Source organism: Acinetobacter sp. YH12142, from assembly GCF_013418435.1.
Classification (GTDB): domain Bacteria; phylum Pseudomonadota; class Gammaproteobacteria; order Pseudomonadales; family Moraxellaceae; genus Acinetobacter; species Acinetobacter amyesii.
The window spans coordinates 36,439-52,502 of record NZ_VPCB01000010.1 but is presented as its reverse complement, the minus strand read 5'-3'; the positions used below and the strand labels follow the sequence as shown (position 1 = coordinate 52,502).

16 protein-coding genes are annotated in these 16,064 nt (G+C 40.8%); 10 read left to right on the top strand and 6 right to left on the bottom strand.

What is annotated here, in order from left to right:
* The first annotated feature begins 16 nt into the window (after positions 1-16).
* From FTU77_RS09940 to FTU77_RS09930, 3 genes are all read left to right on the top strand, one after another.
* The gene (locus FTU77_RS09940; protein ID WP_180003554.1) at positions 17-853 is read left to right on the top strand and encodes a ParA family protein; all 837 of its coding nucleotides are present in this window, start codon (positions 17-19) and stop codon (positions 851-853) included.
* A 13-nt stretch (positions 854-866) separates the two neighbouring features.
* Positions 867-1,271 (top strand): hypothetical protein, encoded by a 405-nt coding sequence (locus tag FTU77_RS09935; protein ID WP_078191516.1) that lies wholly within the window; start codon positions 867-869, stop codon positions 1,269-1,271.
* A gap of 307 nt (positions 1,272-1,578) precedes the next feature.
* The gene (locus FTU77_RS09930; RefSeq protein ID WP_168378830.1) at positions 1,579-2,172 is read left to right on the top strand and encodes a LysE family translocator; all 594 of its coding nucleotides are present in this window, start codon (positions 1,579-1,581) and stop codon (positions 2,170-2,172) included.
* 19 nt (positions 2,173-2,191) lie between these two features.
* Here FTU77_RS09930 and FTU77_RS09925 read toward each other — a convergent pair whose 3' ends face one another.
* Positions 2,192-2,818: a DedA family protein gene (locus FTU77_RS09925; RefSeq protein ID WP_180003550.1), complete on the bottom strand. Its 627-nt coding sequence runs from the start codon at positions 2,816-2,818 to the stop codon at positions 2,192-2,194.
* A 194-nt stretch (positions 2,819-3,012) separates the two neighbouring features.
* Here FTU77_RS09925 and FTU77_RS09920 point away from each other — a divergent pair, with 194 nt between their 5' ends.
* From FTU77_RS09920 to FTU77_RS09910, 3 genes are all read left to right on the top strand, one after another.
* A complete protein-coding gene (locus FTU77_RS09920) occupies positions 3,013-3,435 on the top strand; it encodes a DoxX family protein (protein WP_078191513.1) in 423 nt (140 codons plus the stop codon).
* 212 nt (positions 3,436-3,647) lie between these two features.
* Positions 3,648-5,216, top strand: coding sequence for a glutamine-hydrolyzing GMP synthase (guaA, locus tag FTU77_RS09915; RefSeq protein WP_078194056.1), 1,569 nt, complete (start codon positions 3,648-3,650; stop codon positions 5,214-5,216).
* 287 nt (positions 5,217-5,503) lie between these two features.
* A complete protein-coding gene (locus FTU77_RS09910; protein ID WP_180022190.1) occupies positions 5,504-6,439 on the top strand; it encodes a restriction endonuclease in 936 nt (311 codons plus the stop codon).
* 47 nt (positions 6,440-6,486) lie between these two features.
* Here the strand turns inward: FTU77_RS09910 and FTU77_RS09905 are convergent, their stop codons facing one another.
* Complete coding sequence (locus tag FTU77_RS09905; RefSeq protein ID WP_257222233.1) at positions 6,487-7,821, bottom strand: GGDEF domain-containing protein; 1,335 nt, start codon at positions 7,819-7,821, stop codon at positions 6,487-6,489.
* A gap of 144 nt (positions 7,822-7,965) precedes the next feature.
* Entirely contained in the window at positions 7,966-9,141 is a 1,176-nt protein-coding gene (locus FTU77_RS09900) for a GGDEF domain-containing protein (RefSeq protein ID WP_180055690.1), read from the bottom strand.
* A gap of 392 nt (positions 9,142-9,533) precedes the next feature.
* Here FTU77_RS09900 and FTU77_RS09895 point away from each other — a divergent pair, with 392 nt between their 5' ends.
* The 3 genes from FTU77_RS09895 (at position 9,534) to FTU77_RS09885 (ending at position 11,777) form a co-directional block, all read left to right on the top strand.
* Complete coding sequence (locus tag FTU77_RS09895; RefSeq protein ID WP_180039790.1) at positions 9,534-10,481, top strand: pirin family protein; 948 nt, start codon at positions 9,534-9,536, stop codon at positions 10,479-10,481.
* Positions 10,482-10,549: 68 nt separating this feature from the next.
* Entirely contained in the window at positions 10,550-10,948 is a 399-nt protein-coding gene (locus tag FTU77_RS09890; protein ID WP_180055689.1) for an OsmC family protein, read from the top strand.
* A 151-nt stretch (positions 10,949-11,099) separates the two neighbouring features.
* Positions 11,100-11,777 (top strand): glutathione S-transferase family protein, encoded by a 678-nt coding sequence (locus FTU77_RS09885; RefSeq protein WP_180055688.1) that lies wholly within the window; start codon positions 11,100-11,102, stop codon positions 11,775-11,777.
* Here the strand turns inward: FTU77_RS09885 and phoR are convergent.
* The 3 genes from phoR to FTU77_RS09870 all read right to left on the bottom strand — a co-directional run bounded on the left by phoR (position 11,774) and on the right by FTU77_RS09870 (position 14,781).
* Entirely contained in the window at positions 11,774-13,132 is a 1,359-nt protein-coding gene (gene phoR / locus FTU77_RS09880) for a phosphate regulon sensor histidine kinase PhoR (RefSeq protein WP_078191505.1), read from the bottom strand. The two genes, FTU77_RS09885 and phoR, sit on opposite strands and share 4 nt — an antisense overlap.
* A gap of 23 nt (positions 13,133-13,155) precedes the next feature.
* Positions 13,156-13,866 (bottom strand): phosphate regulon transcriptional regulator PhoB, encoded by a 711-nt coding sequence (phoB, locus tag FTU77_RS09875; protein WP_078191504.1) that lies wholly within the window; start codon positions 13,864-13,866, stop codon positions 13,156-13,158.
* A gap of 231 nt (positions 13,867-14,097) precedes the next feature.
* Entirely contained in the window at positions 14,098-14,781 is a 684-nt protein-coding gene (locus FTU77_RS09870) for a TetR/AcrR family transcriptional regulator (protein WP_180055687.1), read from the bottom strand.
* Between the two features lie 224 nt (positions 14,782-15,005).
* Between FTU77_RS09870 and FTU77_RS09865 the strand changes: the two genes are divergently transcribed.
* Positions 15,006-15,836 carry an SDR family oxidoreductase gene (locus FTU77_RS09865; RefSeq protein ID WP_180010800.1) on the top strand — a complete coding sequence of 277 codons (831 nt, stop codon included), beginning with the start codon at positions 15,006-15,008 and terminating at the stop codon, positions 15,834-15,836.
* Positions 15,837-16,064 lie beyond the last annotated feature (228 nt).

Below are 16,064 nucleotides of genomic sequence, written 5' to 3'. Positions count from 1 at the left end.
GATTAGAGGGTTTTGAATGCGTACGCGTGTGGTATTTAACCAAAAAGGTGGTGTGGGGAAATCGAGTATTACGGTCAATTTAGCGGCGATAAGCGCGCACCAAGGTTTAAAAACTTTGGTGATTGACCTCGACCCTCAAGCCAATTCAAGTCAATATTTGTTGGGGGATGATGCGACGTATTCGGCAGATAAGCCTGCACTTGAACCCAATATTGAAAATTATTTTGAAGAAGTCTTGGGGACACAACAAAGTAAAGGTTTGTTGGGAAATGCCATCGGTTCGATTTTGAAAGGTCGTGCCAAAGGTTTGGAAAGCTATGTGCATGCATCACCTTATCCACGCTTAGATGTGATTCCTGCCAGTCCAAATTTAGGCGCGTTGGCACATGCCTTAGAATCTAAGCATAAAATTTACAAACTCCGCGATGCTTTGCAGCAGATGAGCGGTCAATATGATCGAGTGTTTATTGATACACCGCCGGCCTTTAACTTTTTTACCTTATCTGCGTTGATTGCGGCAGATCGCGTGCTGATTCCATTTGACTGCGATGTGTTTTCAAAACGTGCCTTACAGACCCTGATCGAAAATGTGTTAGAAACGCAGGATGATCATAATGATCATTTAGAAATTGAAGGCATTGTGGTCAATCAATTTCAGGCACAGGCGAAGTTGCCGCGCGAAGTTGTACAACAACTCAAAGATGAAGGACTTCCTGTATTGGACAGCATGTTACCGCCTTCGGTGCTGATGAAAGAATCTCATCATAAAAATCAACCTTTAATCCATTTGGCTGCAGATCATAAATTGACGCAAGCCTATCAATCATTGTTCAATGAAATTGAGCAAAAGTAGTATCGAGAAAAGTATGAATGCACTTAAATGTGGTCTAGTTGCTTTCACTGCTGTTGTATTGGGTGCATGTGCAAGTACGCCAAAACCAAGCTATGTTTCACCTACACAGTATCAGTCTTTGAGTTGCCAACAATTGCAAAGCGAATACAACCGAATCCACGACTATATTCAAAATGGTGTAGAAACACCGAAGCGTACAGGCGTTGGTGTGGGTGTAGGCCTTGGTGGTGGCTGGGGCAGCCGTGGAGGTTGGGGCATTGGTCCGAGTATTTCGGTCAATATGGGACAATCTTCAAATACCAAACGTACCGAACTTTCACGCGTTCTAGGTGAGCAAGAAGCGATTGTACAGGCAGCAAAATTTAAAGGTTGTCCGATTATCGTTCGCGCAAATTCGGCTACCGCAGCAAAATCATAAGCGGATCATGAGCTGAGGCTTAGGCCTGTGCTATGAGAAAAGTGTAATAAAATTTGTCAGTAGGTGAGGCGTCTACTGGCATTTTTTTTGAGCCAAATAAACTGCACTGTTTAGAGCCAATAAAATATTTAAATCTATGAAAAAATTAAATTAAATATTATTGGTGTATTTCAATACTTCCTTCTGGTCTTGAACATTCAGCGTGAGTGCATTGACTTGTACAAGGATAAAACTGACCTAGCGCGTACTTGTTTTTTTAAATTCATTTCGGCTAAGGTGTGCGCTTTGAAACATTGTCTGGGTATTTATGATTGAGAGTTGGCTTTTTGTATTGGCAATGATTGCGGTGATGATGACGCCGGGACCTAGCAATGCACTAATGGCAAGCTCTGCACATCAACAAGGCATTGCAAAGACGTGCATGCTGATTCCTGCAGAATTATTGGGCTATTTCTATGCCATTAATTTGTGGGCGTTGATTATTCATTTAAGCGCTCCAGTGTGGCCGAATTTAATTCACTTGCTACATTTTCTCAGTATTGCCTATGTTTTATGGTTGGCTTTTCATTTGTGGAAATCGACGCATTTACATCAGTACAATCAAAAACATCCTTCAATTCAACCACGTGAATTATTTATTTCCTCGTTAAAAAATCCTAAAGCGTTGCTTTTTGCTGCAGGTATTTTCCCAATTGAAACTTGGGCTAGCCCATTAAATTTTATTTTGGTTTTCGCTGTATTTAGCGTGGTTTTGCTACCAGTTGCATTGTTTTGGATGTCATTTGGACGGACGATTTTGGCCGGTAAGACCCAAAAAATTAAGGCCGATCTTCTGTATAAAGGATCGGCCCTGATGCTGATTTTATGTATGTTTCCCGTGGTTTTACGCTTTTTTGCTTAAAGGTGTTCACCACATCGGTTTATTTCTTTAATTTTGCTCGAATAAAACCAATCACGCCCGGTAAAATACTAATAATAATGATGCCGAAGATCAGATGGGTGAAGTTATCTTTCACGATGGGCATATTGCCAAATAAATAACCCAAAGTGATAAATGAGCCAACCCAACAAATCGCACCAATCATGTTAAAAGTCAGGAAGTACTTATAGTTCATGCTGCCTGCACCTGCGACAAAAGGCGCGAAGGTTCGTGCAAAAGGAATAAAGCGGGCAAAAATAATGGTTTTACCACCGTGTTTTTCAAAGAATTTTTGCGTATTGACCAAATGTTGACGGTTAATGAAGCGTGATTCAATTTCAAAGACACGTGGGCCAATATATTTACCAATATGGTAATTCAGCGTGTCGCCCAAGACCGCAGCGATAAACAGCAAAATCACCAAAACCCATGGATCCATGGCACCTGTTGACGCAGCGAGCGCGCCTGCTGCAAACAGAAGACTGTCACCCGGTAAAAAGGGCATGACCACTAAACCGGTTTCAACAAAAATGATCAGGAACAGAATTGCATAAATCCATACGCCATAATTGGTAATGAACTCGAGTAAATGGTCATCAACATGTAGTATAAAATCAATCAGTTCCATGGGGCTTATATGTGTAAAATAGTGGTCTGATGCTATCAGTCTGGGGCAGCAAAGTCAGTATTAAAACGTAATTAATTATCAGTAAAATCGTTCTATATATGGAATGATGAGTATTATAAAAGCATATTTAAAGAGAATAAGAAACGACCTAATCTAAGCACATCTTTTGAACAGTATTAAAAATAGGTTTCAGTATGTTTAATCCAAATCTAGTGGTGAAAAATCTGAGTCAACAGCCGCAAATCAATGCGGTAATCAGTCTCGTTGCACGTATTTTGATGGCTTATATTTTTATTGTGGCAGGTTGGGGCAAAATTACCGCTTACACTGCAACCGCAGGTTATATGGAGTCAATGGGTGTACCGGCAGGGCTACTTCCGATCACCATTTTAGTCGAGTTGGGTGGTGGCTTAGCTTTATTGTTTGGTTTTCAAGCGCGTTTTGCGGCACTGGGTCTAACCGTATTTAGTTTAATCACTGCATTTTTATTCCATGGTGGTGCAGAAGATGGCATTAACTTTATGAAAAATTTGGCGATGTCAGGCGGCTTATTATTTCTCATGTTACATGGTGCAGGTAAATTCAGTTTTGATCATTGGATCGAAAAATCAAAATAAAGCGGTCATGAGTCCGAGCATCCATCAAAGCGGCGTTCTGCCGCTTTTTTCATGTCTATCGCTGATTTAAAGTAAATCAATAAAGCCCTGAAATGTGTTGTAAAAAACATCGTTTGGCTTGTGGTTTTTGCCCCTGTCCGAATAGTGTGCGAAAGTCCAAGAAAAATGTTAGAATACGGCGCTTATATTCGTTGCCTGCATAGTTGTTTGCCATGACTACCAATACCCAAATTACTGAAGACCGTATCCTGATTTTGGATTTCGGTTCTCAATATAGTCAGCTTATTGCACGTCGTGTACGTGAAGCTGGTGTTTATTCAGAAATGTACGCATTTGATATGTCTGAAGAAGACATTCGTGCATTTAACCCAAACGGGATCATTCTTTCAGGTGGCCCAGAAAGTGTTCATGAAGAAGGTAGTCCGCGCGCACCACAAGTTGTATTTGAACTTGGTGTACCTGTTTTAGGTATTTGCTATGGTCTACAAACCATGTCAGAACAACTTGGCGGTAAAGTTGAGCCAGGTACTGTGCATGAATTTGGTTATGCAGAAGTTGATATTAAAGTCCGTGATGCTTTAATTGGTGATCTTGAAGATACCAAAGACCAATTAAAAGTGTGGATGAGTCATGGCGATAAAGTGACTCAAATTCCTGAAGGTTTCCAAATCACTGCAAGCACACCAAGCTGCCCAGTGGCGATGGTTTCTGATGAAAAACGTCGTTTCTACGGTATCCAATTCCACCCAGAAGTGACACACACTGCGAAAGGTGCTGAGTTATTGTCTAACTTCGTACATGGTGTATGTGGTTGCCGTAACTTGTGGAACTCAGAAAACATTATCGATCTTCGCGTAGAACAACTGCGTGAGCAAATTGGTGATCAAAAAGTTCTATTGGGTCTTTCAGGTGGCGTAGATTCATCTGTTGTAGCTGCACTTTTACACCGTGCGATTGGCGACCAATTGACTTGTGTATTCGTAGATAACGGTTTACTTCGTTTGAACGAAGGCGAGCAAGTGATGGACATGTTTGCGAAAAACATGGGTATTCGCGTGATTCGTGCCGACGCTGAAAATCGCTTCTTAACAGCGCTTGCTGGTGAAGTTGATCCAGAGAAAAAACGTAAAATCATCGGTCGTGAATTCATTGAAGTGTTTGCTGAAGAAGCACGTAAGCTTGACGGTGTGAACTTCCTTGCTCAAGGTACCATTTACCCAGACGTAATTGAATCTGCAGCAAGCAAACAAGGTAAAGCACACGTGATTAAATCACACCACAACGTGGGTGGTTTACCTGAAGATTTAGCATTCGAATTGGTTGAGCCAATCCGTGATTTGTTCAAAGACGAAGTACGCCGTTTAGGTACAACTCTTGGTCTTCCATTTGAAATGCTTTACCGTCATCCATTCCCAGGCCCAGGTCTAGGTGTACGTATTCTTGGTGAAGTGAAAAAAGAATATGCAGATATCCTTCGTCTAGCAGATGACATCTTCATGCAAGAACTTCGCGCAAGCGGCTGGTATGACAAAACTGCGCAAGCATTTGCTGTATTCCAACCCGTGAAATCGGTTGGTGTGGTGGGTGATGGCCGCCGTTATGCATGGGTGATCGCGCTTCGTGCTGTAGAAACTGTGGACTTTATGACTGCACGTTTTGCACACCTTCCTTATGATCTTGTAGACAAGATTTCTACACGTATCATGAACGAGATTGCTGAAGTTTCTCGTGTTGTTTATGACGTATCGTCTAAACCACCTGCAACTATTGAATGGGAGTAATTTAGGGATTTCAAGAAACAACGTTTCTTGCCTAAATTACGGCAAAGGCTATGCCTGCGCCAGACTGGGGTTTCACGAAGCACTGCTTCGTGCCAGTTTTACGCCAAGAGCTATGCTCGCGGCAGTTTTGGATTTCAAGAAACAACATTTCTTGCCTAAATTACGCCAAGAGCTATGCTTGAGGCTATTTAGGGAAACCTAGATAATTCTACTAATAAAAAAGGACGCCTCGGCGTCCTTTTTTTATTTATAATTATGAAAAATACTATTTTAAAAGAGCAGGTTAAATGTCATTGCCTACATACGATCAGTTGATGCTTCCATTAATGAAACTTTTAGCAGAACAAAAAGAGGCAATAAAATTAAGTTCTGCCACAAAAATTTTAGCTGAAAGATCTGGGTTATCTGAAGCTGATTTAAATTTAAGGCTATCTAGTGGTACAAAAACAGTATTTTATGATCGTGTTGGCTGGGCGAAAACATATTTGGTTAAAGCAGGTTTGATACAACAACCATCACGTGGTCTTTGCGAATTAAGTACTTTAGGTTGGTCTATTGATTTTTCTAGCTTATCCAATATAACTAATCAGTATTTGATGCAGTTTGAAGGGTTTTCTGATTATAAAATTGGTTCTAACCATAATAAAAATATTCAAAATCTAGTTCTAAAAGAAGAGCATGCTACATCTATTCAAACAGAACATTTGACGCCTGCAGAAATAATCGAACAATCATCAACGGAGCTTAATCAAACAATTAAAGATGAGCTATTAAATAAAATTAAAAGTAATTCACCCAAATTCTTTGAGCAATTAGTTGTCGATTTGTTGGTAATAATGGGTTATGGCGGTTCACATCAAGACGCAGCCCAAGCAATAGGTAAAACCAGTGATGGTGGCATTGACGGTATTATCAGTGAAGATCGTTTAGGTTTAGATAAAATATATATTCAAGCTAAACGTTGGGAAAATACGGTGGGGCGCCCTGACATTCAACAGTTTAAGGGAGCTTTGGCTGATCAAGTGGCGAAAAAGGGCGTATTTATTACTACTTCTTGTTTTAGTAAAGAAGCAATTGAGTCAGCAAAGAAATCAGGCATTGTTTTAATTGATGGTGACAAGCTTACATCTCTCATGATTGAATTTGGCTTGGGTATTCAAATTGAAAGAAGTTTCCATATTTATAAAATAGATCAAGACCGTTTTGATGAAGATAGTTTTTAAATAAACTTAAAGGACGCTTCAGCGTCCTTTTTTTATATCTCAACATTCTATTTATAAACAATTGACCAACTACGATCGCTCTCATTATTCGGTTCAGCTTTGGACTTCGCTTTATGGGTAAAGCTTTGCCAAGACTTCGTCGATTTACGTTCGGGCTTCATGCTTGGGTCATAGCGTTCGACACGGTTACGGCCATTTTCTTTTGCCTGATACAGCGCAATATCAGCTTGCTTAATCAGTTCAGTTAAATTTTGTTTATGTGATTTAAGCTGTGAAACACCAATGGAAACGGTAAATTGGATCGGGTGATTTGCGACATTCAGCAAAGATTGATTTTGAAGCGTTAAACGAATACGTTCCGCGATCAACATTGCATCCTGTATTTGCGTTTCCGACAAAAGCACAATAAATTCTTCGCCACCAAAGCGAGCCAAAACATCTTTTTGGCGCATTTCTTTGCGGGTGGTTTCAGCGATACATTGCAGCACCTGATCACCAACATCATGCCCGTAATTATCATTAATATGTTTAAAATGATCGACATCAAACATCAGTAAGCAGGTGCTTGCGGGTGTTGGCCATTCATGGATGCGATGTTCAGCCAGTTGAACAAACTGACGACGGTTATATAACTGGGTGAGCTCATCTGTATGCGCTAGATTTTTCAGCGTATGCATATTCCAATCGTCAAGCAGGGTGCGTAAAAAATGACGTCGTGCATTGAGCGTATTGTTCCAGCTCATATGCAGGCTGATCATCCAAACGGGAATAGACACGACCACAAAAATCAGCGCTTCTTGCCATGATAAAAGCTGACTCACCGCAAAATATACCAATAGCGAAATGAGACCCGAACAATACAAGGCAGGCTTAAATTGTGTTTGTACGCAGACATTGGCAATTAAAATAAAGATCGCCGCACCATAGATATAGGACGAGACCATTGGGCTATTTGAAGCCAGTAATAAGCCAATCCAAATCGCGGTGCTACAGACCGTCCCGATCGGTAAGATCATGTCGAGTACACGAATGTCTTTTTTGTATTTAAACAGATAAAAGCTGACCAATAGGGCAGCAATAATCATGGCCACTCGAGAAAGACCTGACCAAAAGAACATGTCAGGGATAATAAAAATGTCAGCAAAGAAATAAAGAAGAAATGTAATCTGCGCCATGTAATTCACTTGACGTAAATAAGGTAACTGATGGGCATACTGATGTTGTAGAAAATAGTTTCTAAACTGCGTAGGAATACGTGCAAAAGGATCTGCAATGGCTTGTTCAATCTCGGCACGATTGGCAAGATCACACTCAGAAAGTTTCAAAGTATGATTATGATTTTTACGAACTTCCTGAGCAGACGAATTAGTCCGAGAACTCATTCGTACATCAACAGACATGTCCCTTCTCCATAAATGGCTTAGGATAAATTATGAACAAAAAACACACAAAAATATCTACCTGAAACTAGGGATTTTTCGAATGAATGATAAAAAATCGTCTGATGAATTTTACAAAATATATTATTAACTCGCTGTTTTATAAGTTGAAATTTGATTGCGTCCAGCGGATTTTGCTTGGTAAAGTGCCTGATCGGCCATGCGAATTACACTTTGTAAATCTCGGTTTTTTTGACCAAATTCGGCAACACCAATTGAAACGGTAAATTTAAGTTTTTGTAGTGTATCAAGTTCTAAATAATCATCGGCTATTGCCCGTCGTAGACGTTCGGCAATATCTTGAGCCTGACGCAAGTGTGTCTGCGGTAAAAGAATAATAAATTCTTCACCACCGAAGCGGGCAATGATGTCTTGGCTACGTAAAGTATGTCGGCACGTTTCGGCAATTTGTTGTAAAACATGATCACCAATATAGTGCCCAAACTGATCATTAATATTTTTAAATTTGTCGACATCAAAAATCAGTAATGAAAGGGGCTGTAACGATTTGGACTGATGATGAATATGATAATTGGCAAGTTGAATAAATTGACGTCGATTGTTTAAGCCAGTCAGCACATCGGTATGCGCCATAATATTGAGCGCTTCACGGTTCAACTGATCGAGTTTACTGTGTAAAAACACAATTCTGGATTTTTGTGTTGAATTCCAACTGATATACAAACTAAATAACAACACGGGCGAATAGATCAAGATAAACAGTTGCAGTTGATGGATATTGCCAGAAATGGCGAAATACACCCCAATCAGTAAAATAAGACTGATACATAGAGAAATGAGCACAGCAGCCTTAAAGCGGATTTGCACACATAAATTGGCTAACACAATAAAAACCAAAGATGCATATAAATAGATCGGCACATCGGGGCTATTGGATAAATTGAGTAGGCTAAACCACAGCGCAGAAGCACCAACGATCGATAGGGGAAGCATCAAGTCAAAGAGTAAAATGCTCTTACTATATGTATAAATGCCCCATGTGATGCCCATCATCAGTAAGGTATAGGCCGTTTTTAAGCCTATCGCGAGCAAACCCACATCGGGCAACATAAACCAATCCGCTATGGCATAAGAGAGATAGGCCAATTGTGCAACGATGTTGACTTGGAAAAAGAATTTAAAAAGTTGACGACGATGGTAGTGGAAAAATTCTTGGCGAAATTGAGCAGGAATACGAACAAAGGTTCCTTTCAAGGCTTTTTGGATCAGTGCACGTGATTCTTTCTTATACTCATTGATCATGCAAGATTACCGACGGGTGAGCATGGTTTGTATGTAAATTTATGTAACTCAAATAATTTATATCATTTTTATTTAAAATTAAACACGTTATTTCAATGATTTGTGAATTATTTGGTATTGTTTGGTCAAAAGTGAGTGTTAATTTATGTTACTTAAATTTACATTTCACGTGATTTGAGCAAGTAATTTAGCATTGTGTGTTGTCTAAATAATCATCGATAACTGTTATGCTATATGTCATATTAGGCAACAAAAAACGATTGTCCTATCTCTGTGATTCAGCGTATTAATGACAGCTGAAGAAGATTGAGTTAATGCAGATATAATGGAAAAAAATGCATAGCTCTAGCCGATAGTCCTTGCATCGGCTTAGCCAAATTTAGGGTAAGAATATGACCAATACCAATTACACAGAAATATCTCATTCCGACGATTGTGAAAAATACGTCAATCAGTTCATTCAAGAATTTCCACTGCGCCGTGCTGAAATTGGTCAAGGCACAGTGATAAAACGTGCTTTACCGAGTCGGCATAAACGGATGATTGGTGCATGGTGTTTCCTTGACCATGCCGGTCCAGTGCATTTTCCTCAAGGTGATGGCTTAGATGTTGGGCCGCATCCACATATTGGTTTGCAGACGTTTACCTGGATGATTGATGGCACCATGATGCATACCGACAGTTTGGGCACACATCAGTTAATTCAGCCCAAACAAGTCAATCTCATGACAGCGGGTTATGGTATTTCGCATACTGAGGTTGCTCCAGAGTCTGAAACACAAATGCATGCTGCGCAGCTTTGGATTGCATTGCCAGATGACAAAATCAATATGGCGCCCCAGTTTGACCATTACCCAGAGTTGCCTGTGGTGACACAAGACGGGATTGAATTGACGGTATTGGTGGGTGAATTTTTACAGACTAAATCGCCGGTAAAAGTACATAGTGAATTATTAGGTGTCGATCTGCGTAGTTCGGAAAGTCAAAGTACCGTCTTGCCGCTCAATCCAAAATTTGAATATGGCTTTATGGCCCTTGAAGGGACTGCCAGTGTCAATGGTCACGAGCTCAATGAAGACAATATGGTGGTACTTGAGCCGGGCTTAACCCAAGTCAAAATTGATCTGCACGCAGGTGGCCGTGTTTTATTATTAGGGGGTGAACCTTTTGAATCACCGATTCTACTGTGGTGGAATTTTGTGGGGCGCACACAAGAAGAATTGAATATTGCCCGTGAGCAGTGGATTAATCAGGACGAACGCTTTGGCTCTATTCCTGACTATGATGGTCCACGACTAGAAGCACCGGCTTTCCCTGATAAAATGCGTCCATCACGTTAACTTAAAAATAAAAATGAACAGCCGTACCTGTGGTAAAAATGGTGCGGCATAACCATGAGGGAGTCATTATGGGTATCGTCGCAACGGCAACAGTAAACACCTTACAAGCACCGTGGTCAGGTGAAATTCAGAGTGGAAAACATCAACTTATTACCGATAAGCCCGAATCATTTGGCGGCGGGGACTTAGGTTTAGCACCGTATGATTTACTGTGTGCCTCCTTAATTTCATGCACCATGATTACCTTGCGCATGTATGCAGCACATAAACAAATTCAATTGGGTGAGTTCCGTGTTGAGGCAGACTTTTGTGCGAACCGTGAAGGCGCTGAATGGGTTGAGCGACGTCTGCATTTTCAAACGCCCTTGGATGCAGAATTAGAGCAAAAAATCTTGTCCATTTGTGAAAAAACCCCAGTGACAAAAACTTTATTGCGCAGTGTAGACATTAAAACCACTCTAGTTTAATTTAAATGCAGGTCGCTGCTGTACTGTGCAAAATTTAGTTTTGATATAGCCCTAAGCAGTGATCTGACACTTTTTATGATTTAACTACTTCAAAATAATAATGGCTTGCCAGAAATAAGAAAATTTTAGACTTCATATAGGAGATGAACCCATGCGGGTGCTACATCATCTAGAAAAATCTCGTTCATTTCGTATTTTATGGGCAATGCAGGAATTAGGACTGGATTATCAGGTTCAGTTTTATCTGCGCCAGCCAAATTTGTCTGCTCCCCCTGAGCTTAAAGTCATCCATCCTTTAGGAAAGTCGCCCATATTGCAGGATGATGGACTGGTCTTGGTAGAATCTGCAGCGATCTTGGAGTATTTACAAGAGAAGTATGATCGACATGATTTTTTTGCAGCCAAGGCGGAACATTCAAAACAACAATATCGCTTTTGGATGCATTATGCCGAAGGTTCTCTGATGCCATTATTGGTGATGCAGTTGGTCATGAGCAATGTGCCACGCCATGTACCTTGGGTCATCAAACCCGTAGCTAGCCGCATTTGTGATGGGGTCAAAAAAGGTTTTGTACGACCGCGATTAAAAGAACATATCGTGTTTTTAGAAAATCACTTAGCGGAAAATGAATATTTTGCGGGACCGTTTAGCTTTGCGGATATTCAGATGACGTTTCCATTAGAAGCTCTCATGACAAGAACACAAGGGCGATATCCACAAATTCAGTCTTTCTTACAACGGATGCAGCAGCGTCCTGCATATCGCCGTGCCAAACAACAAGAACAACAGTTGGAAGCGCAGCAAGATCGGCAGGATGATTCTGCTTAGCTCACGTGATACAAGCGTTCTTTAGGGAAAACCACTTTAAACAGCGAGCCACGATTTTCTTTGGATTCAATTTCAAGGTGTGCCTGATGTTGCATCAAAACGTGTTTTACGATGGCTAGACCTAAACCTGTCCCCCCCGTTTGGCGGCTACGGGCACTGTCCACACGATAAAAACGTTCCGTCAAACGGGGTAAGTGCTTCGGGTCAATCCCGATGCCGGTATCTTCAACGGTAAAATAACCATGCGTACCATCATCATGCCAACCAATGGTCACAGTACCACCTTTCGGGGTGTATTTAATCGCATTGGTGATGAGGTTACTAAAGGCACTCGCCAATTCCATATCTGATCCGATCAGGTCACAGTGACTATCAATCTCGAGATTCAGTGTATGTCCATAATCCACATTGTAAGCATGTGCATCGTCATACAGTTGGTTCATTAGGCTAGGCATTTCAATGATTTGATTTTTAGCAACTTTTTTATCATTTTCAAGACGAGATAATAATAACAAGTCATTGACCAAAGCATTCATACGGCGGGTTTGAGACTGCATTTGATCGAACGCACGCTTCCAGCGTGGATTTAAATCTTCCTGATCGGTAAAGGTTTCGATATAACCACTTAAAACCGTGAGCGGTGTGCGTAGCTCATGTGAAATATTATCGACAAAGTCTTTACGCATCTGCTCAAGGTTATGCATACGTGTGACGTCATAAGCCACCAATAAACGACTTTCGCGACCAAAACGGGTTAATTTGACTTGCACATAATGGTCTTCAAGTACCGATGATTTCATTTTTAAACCATCGGGGGCTAAATCGATATTGGTAAAGTATTCGATAAAACTAGGCTGTCTTAAAATACTTAAAATATTGCGCCCTTGATCGAGCTGTTGAATCCCCAACAACTTTTCTGCGGCAGGGTTCCACCATTCGATTTGATGTAATTCATCAATCAATACCACAGCTTCAGCAAGCGCCACCAAGGAAGATTGAGCGCGGTCAATTAGGCCGACCATTTCAGCTTGTACGATGCGTTCTTGGCGCTGGGCACGGTATACATTAAAGAGCAAAGCCCCCCAAATGCCGTCTAAATTCGGCGGGACATCATAAGGACGGTTTGAAATCCATTCGTTGACCAAGTACAGCGAACGCATTTGCAATGCAAAGAACACTGCAAAGGCAATTAAGATGCAGATCCATAAGTACCCGATACCAAAGCCGATGAGTGCAGCAATGAGCAGGAAAAATGCCAGCAGTCTTAAATCCTGCTTGGCAAAAGTCCATAAACTGCTGTAACGGAATTTTTTATGTTCACTGGCAAGTTCTGGGACGGGATACGGTTCGTACATAGAAAATTAAAGACCTAAAATGACTAACCCATCACAGCGTCTGCACGGGTAGAGAAACGGTAACCTGTACCACGAACAGTTTGGACATAACGATCGGCTTGGAAAGGTTCAAGAACTTTACGCAAACGACGAATATGAACGTCAATGGTGCGGTCCTCAATATACACGTTTCCACCCCAAACCTGATCTAATAATTGAGCACGGGTATAGGCACGTTCAGGATGAGTCATGAAAAAGGCCAATAGACGATATTCAGTCGGTCCCATATCTAAAATGGTGTTGCCAAAGCTGACACGTTGGCTGACTGGATCGAGGATTAAGCCATTGGCATCAATGGTTTTTTCACCACCCAATGCATTTGAGCGACGCAGCACCGCTTTAATCCGTGACACCAACTCACGGGTGGAAAAGGGTTTGGTCATGTAGTCATCTGCGCCCGCGTCTAGACCTTGGACTTTATGGTCTTCTTCACCACGTGCAGTGAGCATGATGACTGGAATTTCTGACAAATTTTCATCGCGTTTTAAACGACGACATAGGTCTACACCACTCACGCCACCAGGCATCATCCAATCCAATAAAACCAGTGCAGGACGCTGATCTACAATCATTTGGTGCGCTTGTTTGGCATCTTCAGCTTGCTGACATTGAAAACCAGCCATATCCAGTGAAGTATGGATCATTTCCCGAATCGGGAGTTCGTCGTCGACGATTAAAATATAGTCATCTTTCACAGCGCAATACCCTATTTTATGTAAACGGTAGACCGTTTTATATTTATGACAGGCTTATTACAAAGATTAATTATGACAGTATCATTGCAAAAATGATCTTTCATTGGGGTTTAGAAAGAAATTGTGACAATTTAAATCCTGAAATATTCAACAACATGGGCTTTGCATCATGCTGTTGTCACAAAAAAATCATTCAAAAAAAATTGTAAAGATCAGTGTTGAGGCCAAAATTTATTTACTGGGTTTTTCAGAGAAAGCATCTAACAAGGCCAAAAAGACCACGCTACATGACGATAAAACCTCATCAATCGGCTGTTTATAACCACTCATGACCCAACGAATCGCGATTTGGGTGACATAACCATTGAGACCAGTTGCGACCATCGAAATTTCACGTTCTGAACGATCAATATTCGGCATCATGAGCATGACAAAGGCATGAATCATACGGTCAAAGCGCATCATGGTTTCATGAATTGTGGCTTGGTTATGTAGCTCTTGTACCAACATAGCATCGATGTAAATGATGCGCGCCATACGGGGATTATTTTTTAAAGTTAACAGTAGGGCAGTTAAACCCGCTTCAATCATTTTTTTAGAATCGGTTGATGCTTGCATGATGGCTTGCATCACGTTTCGTTGCAGTTCATCGATTAATTTTAAAAAGATGGTCTGGAACAGTTGCTCACTTTTCTTAAATGATTCATAAAAATAGCGTTCGGTCAGCTTGGCTTCCAAACAAATATCTTTCACAGTCACTGAAAAAAAGCCATGTGTTCCATAGGCTTCTATACCGGCTTCAATCAGTTTTTCACGTCGCGCTTGCTTACGTTCACTGAGAGAAAGCCCTTTAAATTGACGTTCCTTCACATTTTTTGCCTGTTGTTGTTCTGTGTGATTTGTTGCATCTGTCATGAAAATATACGCTGAACTAAAGCAGAATTTTGTCTTATTTTAGCAATAATTTCAGTTTAAACCTATGTTTAAGCATTGGCAATTTCAACAGCTTAGCACGTCCTAAGATGACATTGACAATATGTATTGTCAAAACTATATTAAGTTGACGAACTGCACACATTGGCAAATGAGATCACGCTGTGATAAAGCCAAGCGGCAGCATAAAGGAATAAGGAATCACAATGAAAAACTTCAAAAATAAAGTGGCTGCCATTACAGGTGCAGGTTCAGGTATTGGTCAGCAATTGGCAGTGCTTTTGGCGAAACAAGGCTGTCATCTGTCTTTAAGCGATGTGAATGAACAGGGTCTAGCGGCAACCGTTGAATTGGTGAAAGCCAGCAATGTACGTGTAACCACGCAAAAACTCGATGTGTCAGACCTTGCAGCAATGAAAGCATGGGCAGCACAGACCGTTAAAGATCATGGTTCCGTGAATATGATTTTTAACAATGCGGGTGTGGCTTTGGGCACGACCGTTGAAGGCGCAAGCTACGAAGAGCTGGAGTGGATTGTCAATATTAACTTCTGGGGTGTGGTTTATGGCACCAAAGAATTTTTACCGTATATCAAGCAAAGTGGTGAAGGTCATATCATCAATATTTCCAGCTTGTTTGGTCTAACTGCACAGCCAACACAGTCGGCATATAATGCCACTAAATTTGCAGTACGTGGCTTTACCGAATCTTTACGCCAAGAATTGGATATTGAAAACTGTGGCGTGAGTGCGCTATGTGTACATCCGGGCGGGATTCGTACCAATATTGCCAATGCCGCAAAAATGAATGACAGCTTGAAAAGTTTAGGCATGAACCCACAAAAATCGGCACAGTCGTTTAATAAATTCTTGCGTTGTCCACCTGAAGAAGCGGCTCGTCAAATCATTGCAGCAGTACAAAAAGATAAGCGCCGTTTATTGATTGGTAATGATGCAAAAGCGATTGATTTAATTCAACGTTTGCTACCGACGGGTTATCAAAAATTAACTGCCATGGCGACTAAATTTGGTCAATAAGCGGTAATTAAAATCAATTGAAAAGAGCCCACGTCAGTGGGTTTTTTTTTATGGCTAAAGGAAAACACAAGGTGTATTTTTTATTTCATAAAATGAGATATAAAAATGGAGATATCTGATGATTTGAAATAAGCAACTGTTGAATAACCAACAGTTTTTTGGCGTTAAAACCAACAGAATTTATCAGGTTTAAATAATAAAGCTTTAAAAAATAAATACTTAAAATGT

Excerpts from the sequence above, each read along its gene's own strand:
- FTU77_RS09895 (WP_180039790.1), top strand. The coding sequence starts at position 9,534 with ATGACCAATACCAATTACACAGAAATATCTCATTCCGACGATTGTGAA.
- FTU77_RS09905 (WP_257222233.1), bottom strand. The coding sequence starts at position 7,821 with ATGAGTTCTCGGACTAATTCGTCTGCTCAGGAAGTTCGTAAAAATCAT.
- FTU77_RS09910 (WP_180022190.1), top strand. The coding sequence starts at position 5,504 with ATGTCATTGCCTACATACGATCAGTTGATGCTTCCATTAATGAAACTT.
- FTU77_RS09885 (WP_180055688.1), top strand. The coding sequence starts at position 11,100 with ATGCGGGTGCTACATCATCTAGAAAAATCTCGTTCATTTCGTATTTTA.
- FTU77_RS09940 (WP_180003554.1), top strand. The coding sequence starts at position 17 with ATGCGTACGCGTGTGGTATTTAACCAAAAAGGTGGTGTGGGGAAATCG.
- phoR (WP_078191505.1), bottom strand. The coding sequence starts at position 13,132 with ATGTACGAACCGTATCCCGTCCCAGAACTTGCCAGTGAACATAAAAAA.
- FTU77_RS09935 (WP_078191516.1), top strand. The coding sequence starts at position 867 with ATGAATGCACTTAAATGTGGTCTAGTTGCTTTCACTGCTGTTGTATTG.
- FTU77_RS09920 (WP_078191513.1), top strand. The coding sequence starts at position 3,013 with ATGTTTAATCCAAATCTAGTGGTGAAAAATCTGAGTCAACAGCCGCAA.
- FTU77_RS09865 (WP_180010800.1), top strand. The coding sequence starts at position 15,006 with ATGAAAAACTTCAAAAATAAAGTGGCTGCCATTACAGGTGCAGGTTCA.
- FTU77_RS09925 (WP_180003550.1), bottom strand. The coding sequence starts at position 2,818 with ATGGAACTGATTGATTTTATACTACATGTTGATGACCATTTACTCGAG.
- guaA (WP_078194056.1), top strand. The coding sequence starts at position 3,648 with ATGACTACCAATACCCAAATTACTGAAGACCGTATCCTGATTTTGGAT.
- FTU77_RS09890 (WP_180055689.1), top strand. The coding sequence starts at position 10,550 with ATGGGTATCGTCGCAACGGCAACAGTAAACACCTTACAAGCACCGTGG.
- FTU77_RS09900 (WP_180055690.1), bottom strand. The coding sequence starts at position 9,141 with ATGATCAATGAGTATAAGAAAGAATCACGTGCACTGATCCAAAAAGCC.
- FTU77_RS09870 (WP_180055687.1), bottom strand. The coding sequence starts at position 14,781 with ATGACAGATGCAACAAATCACACAGAACAACAACAGGCAAAAAATGTG.
- FTU77_RS09930 (WP_168378830.1), top strand. The coding sequence starts at position 1,579 with ATGATTGAGAGTTGGCTTTTTGTATTGGCAATGATTGCGGTGATGATG.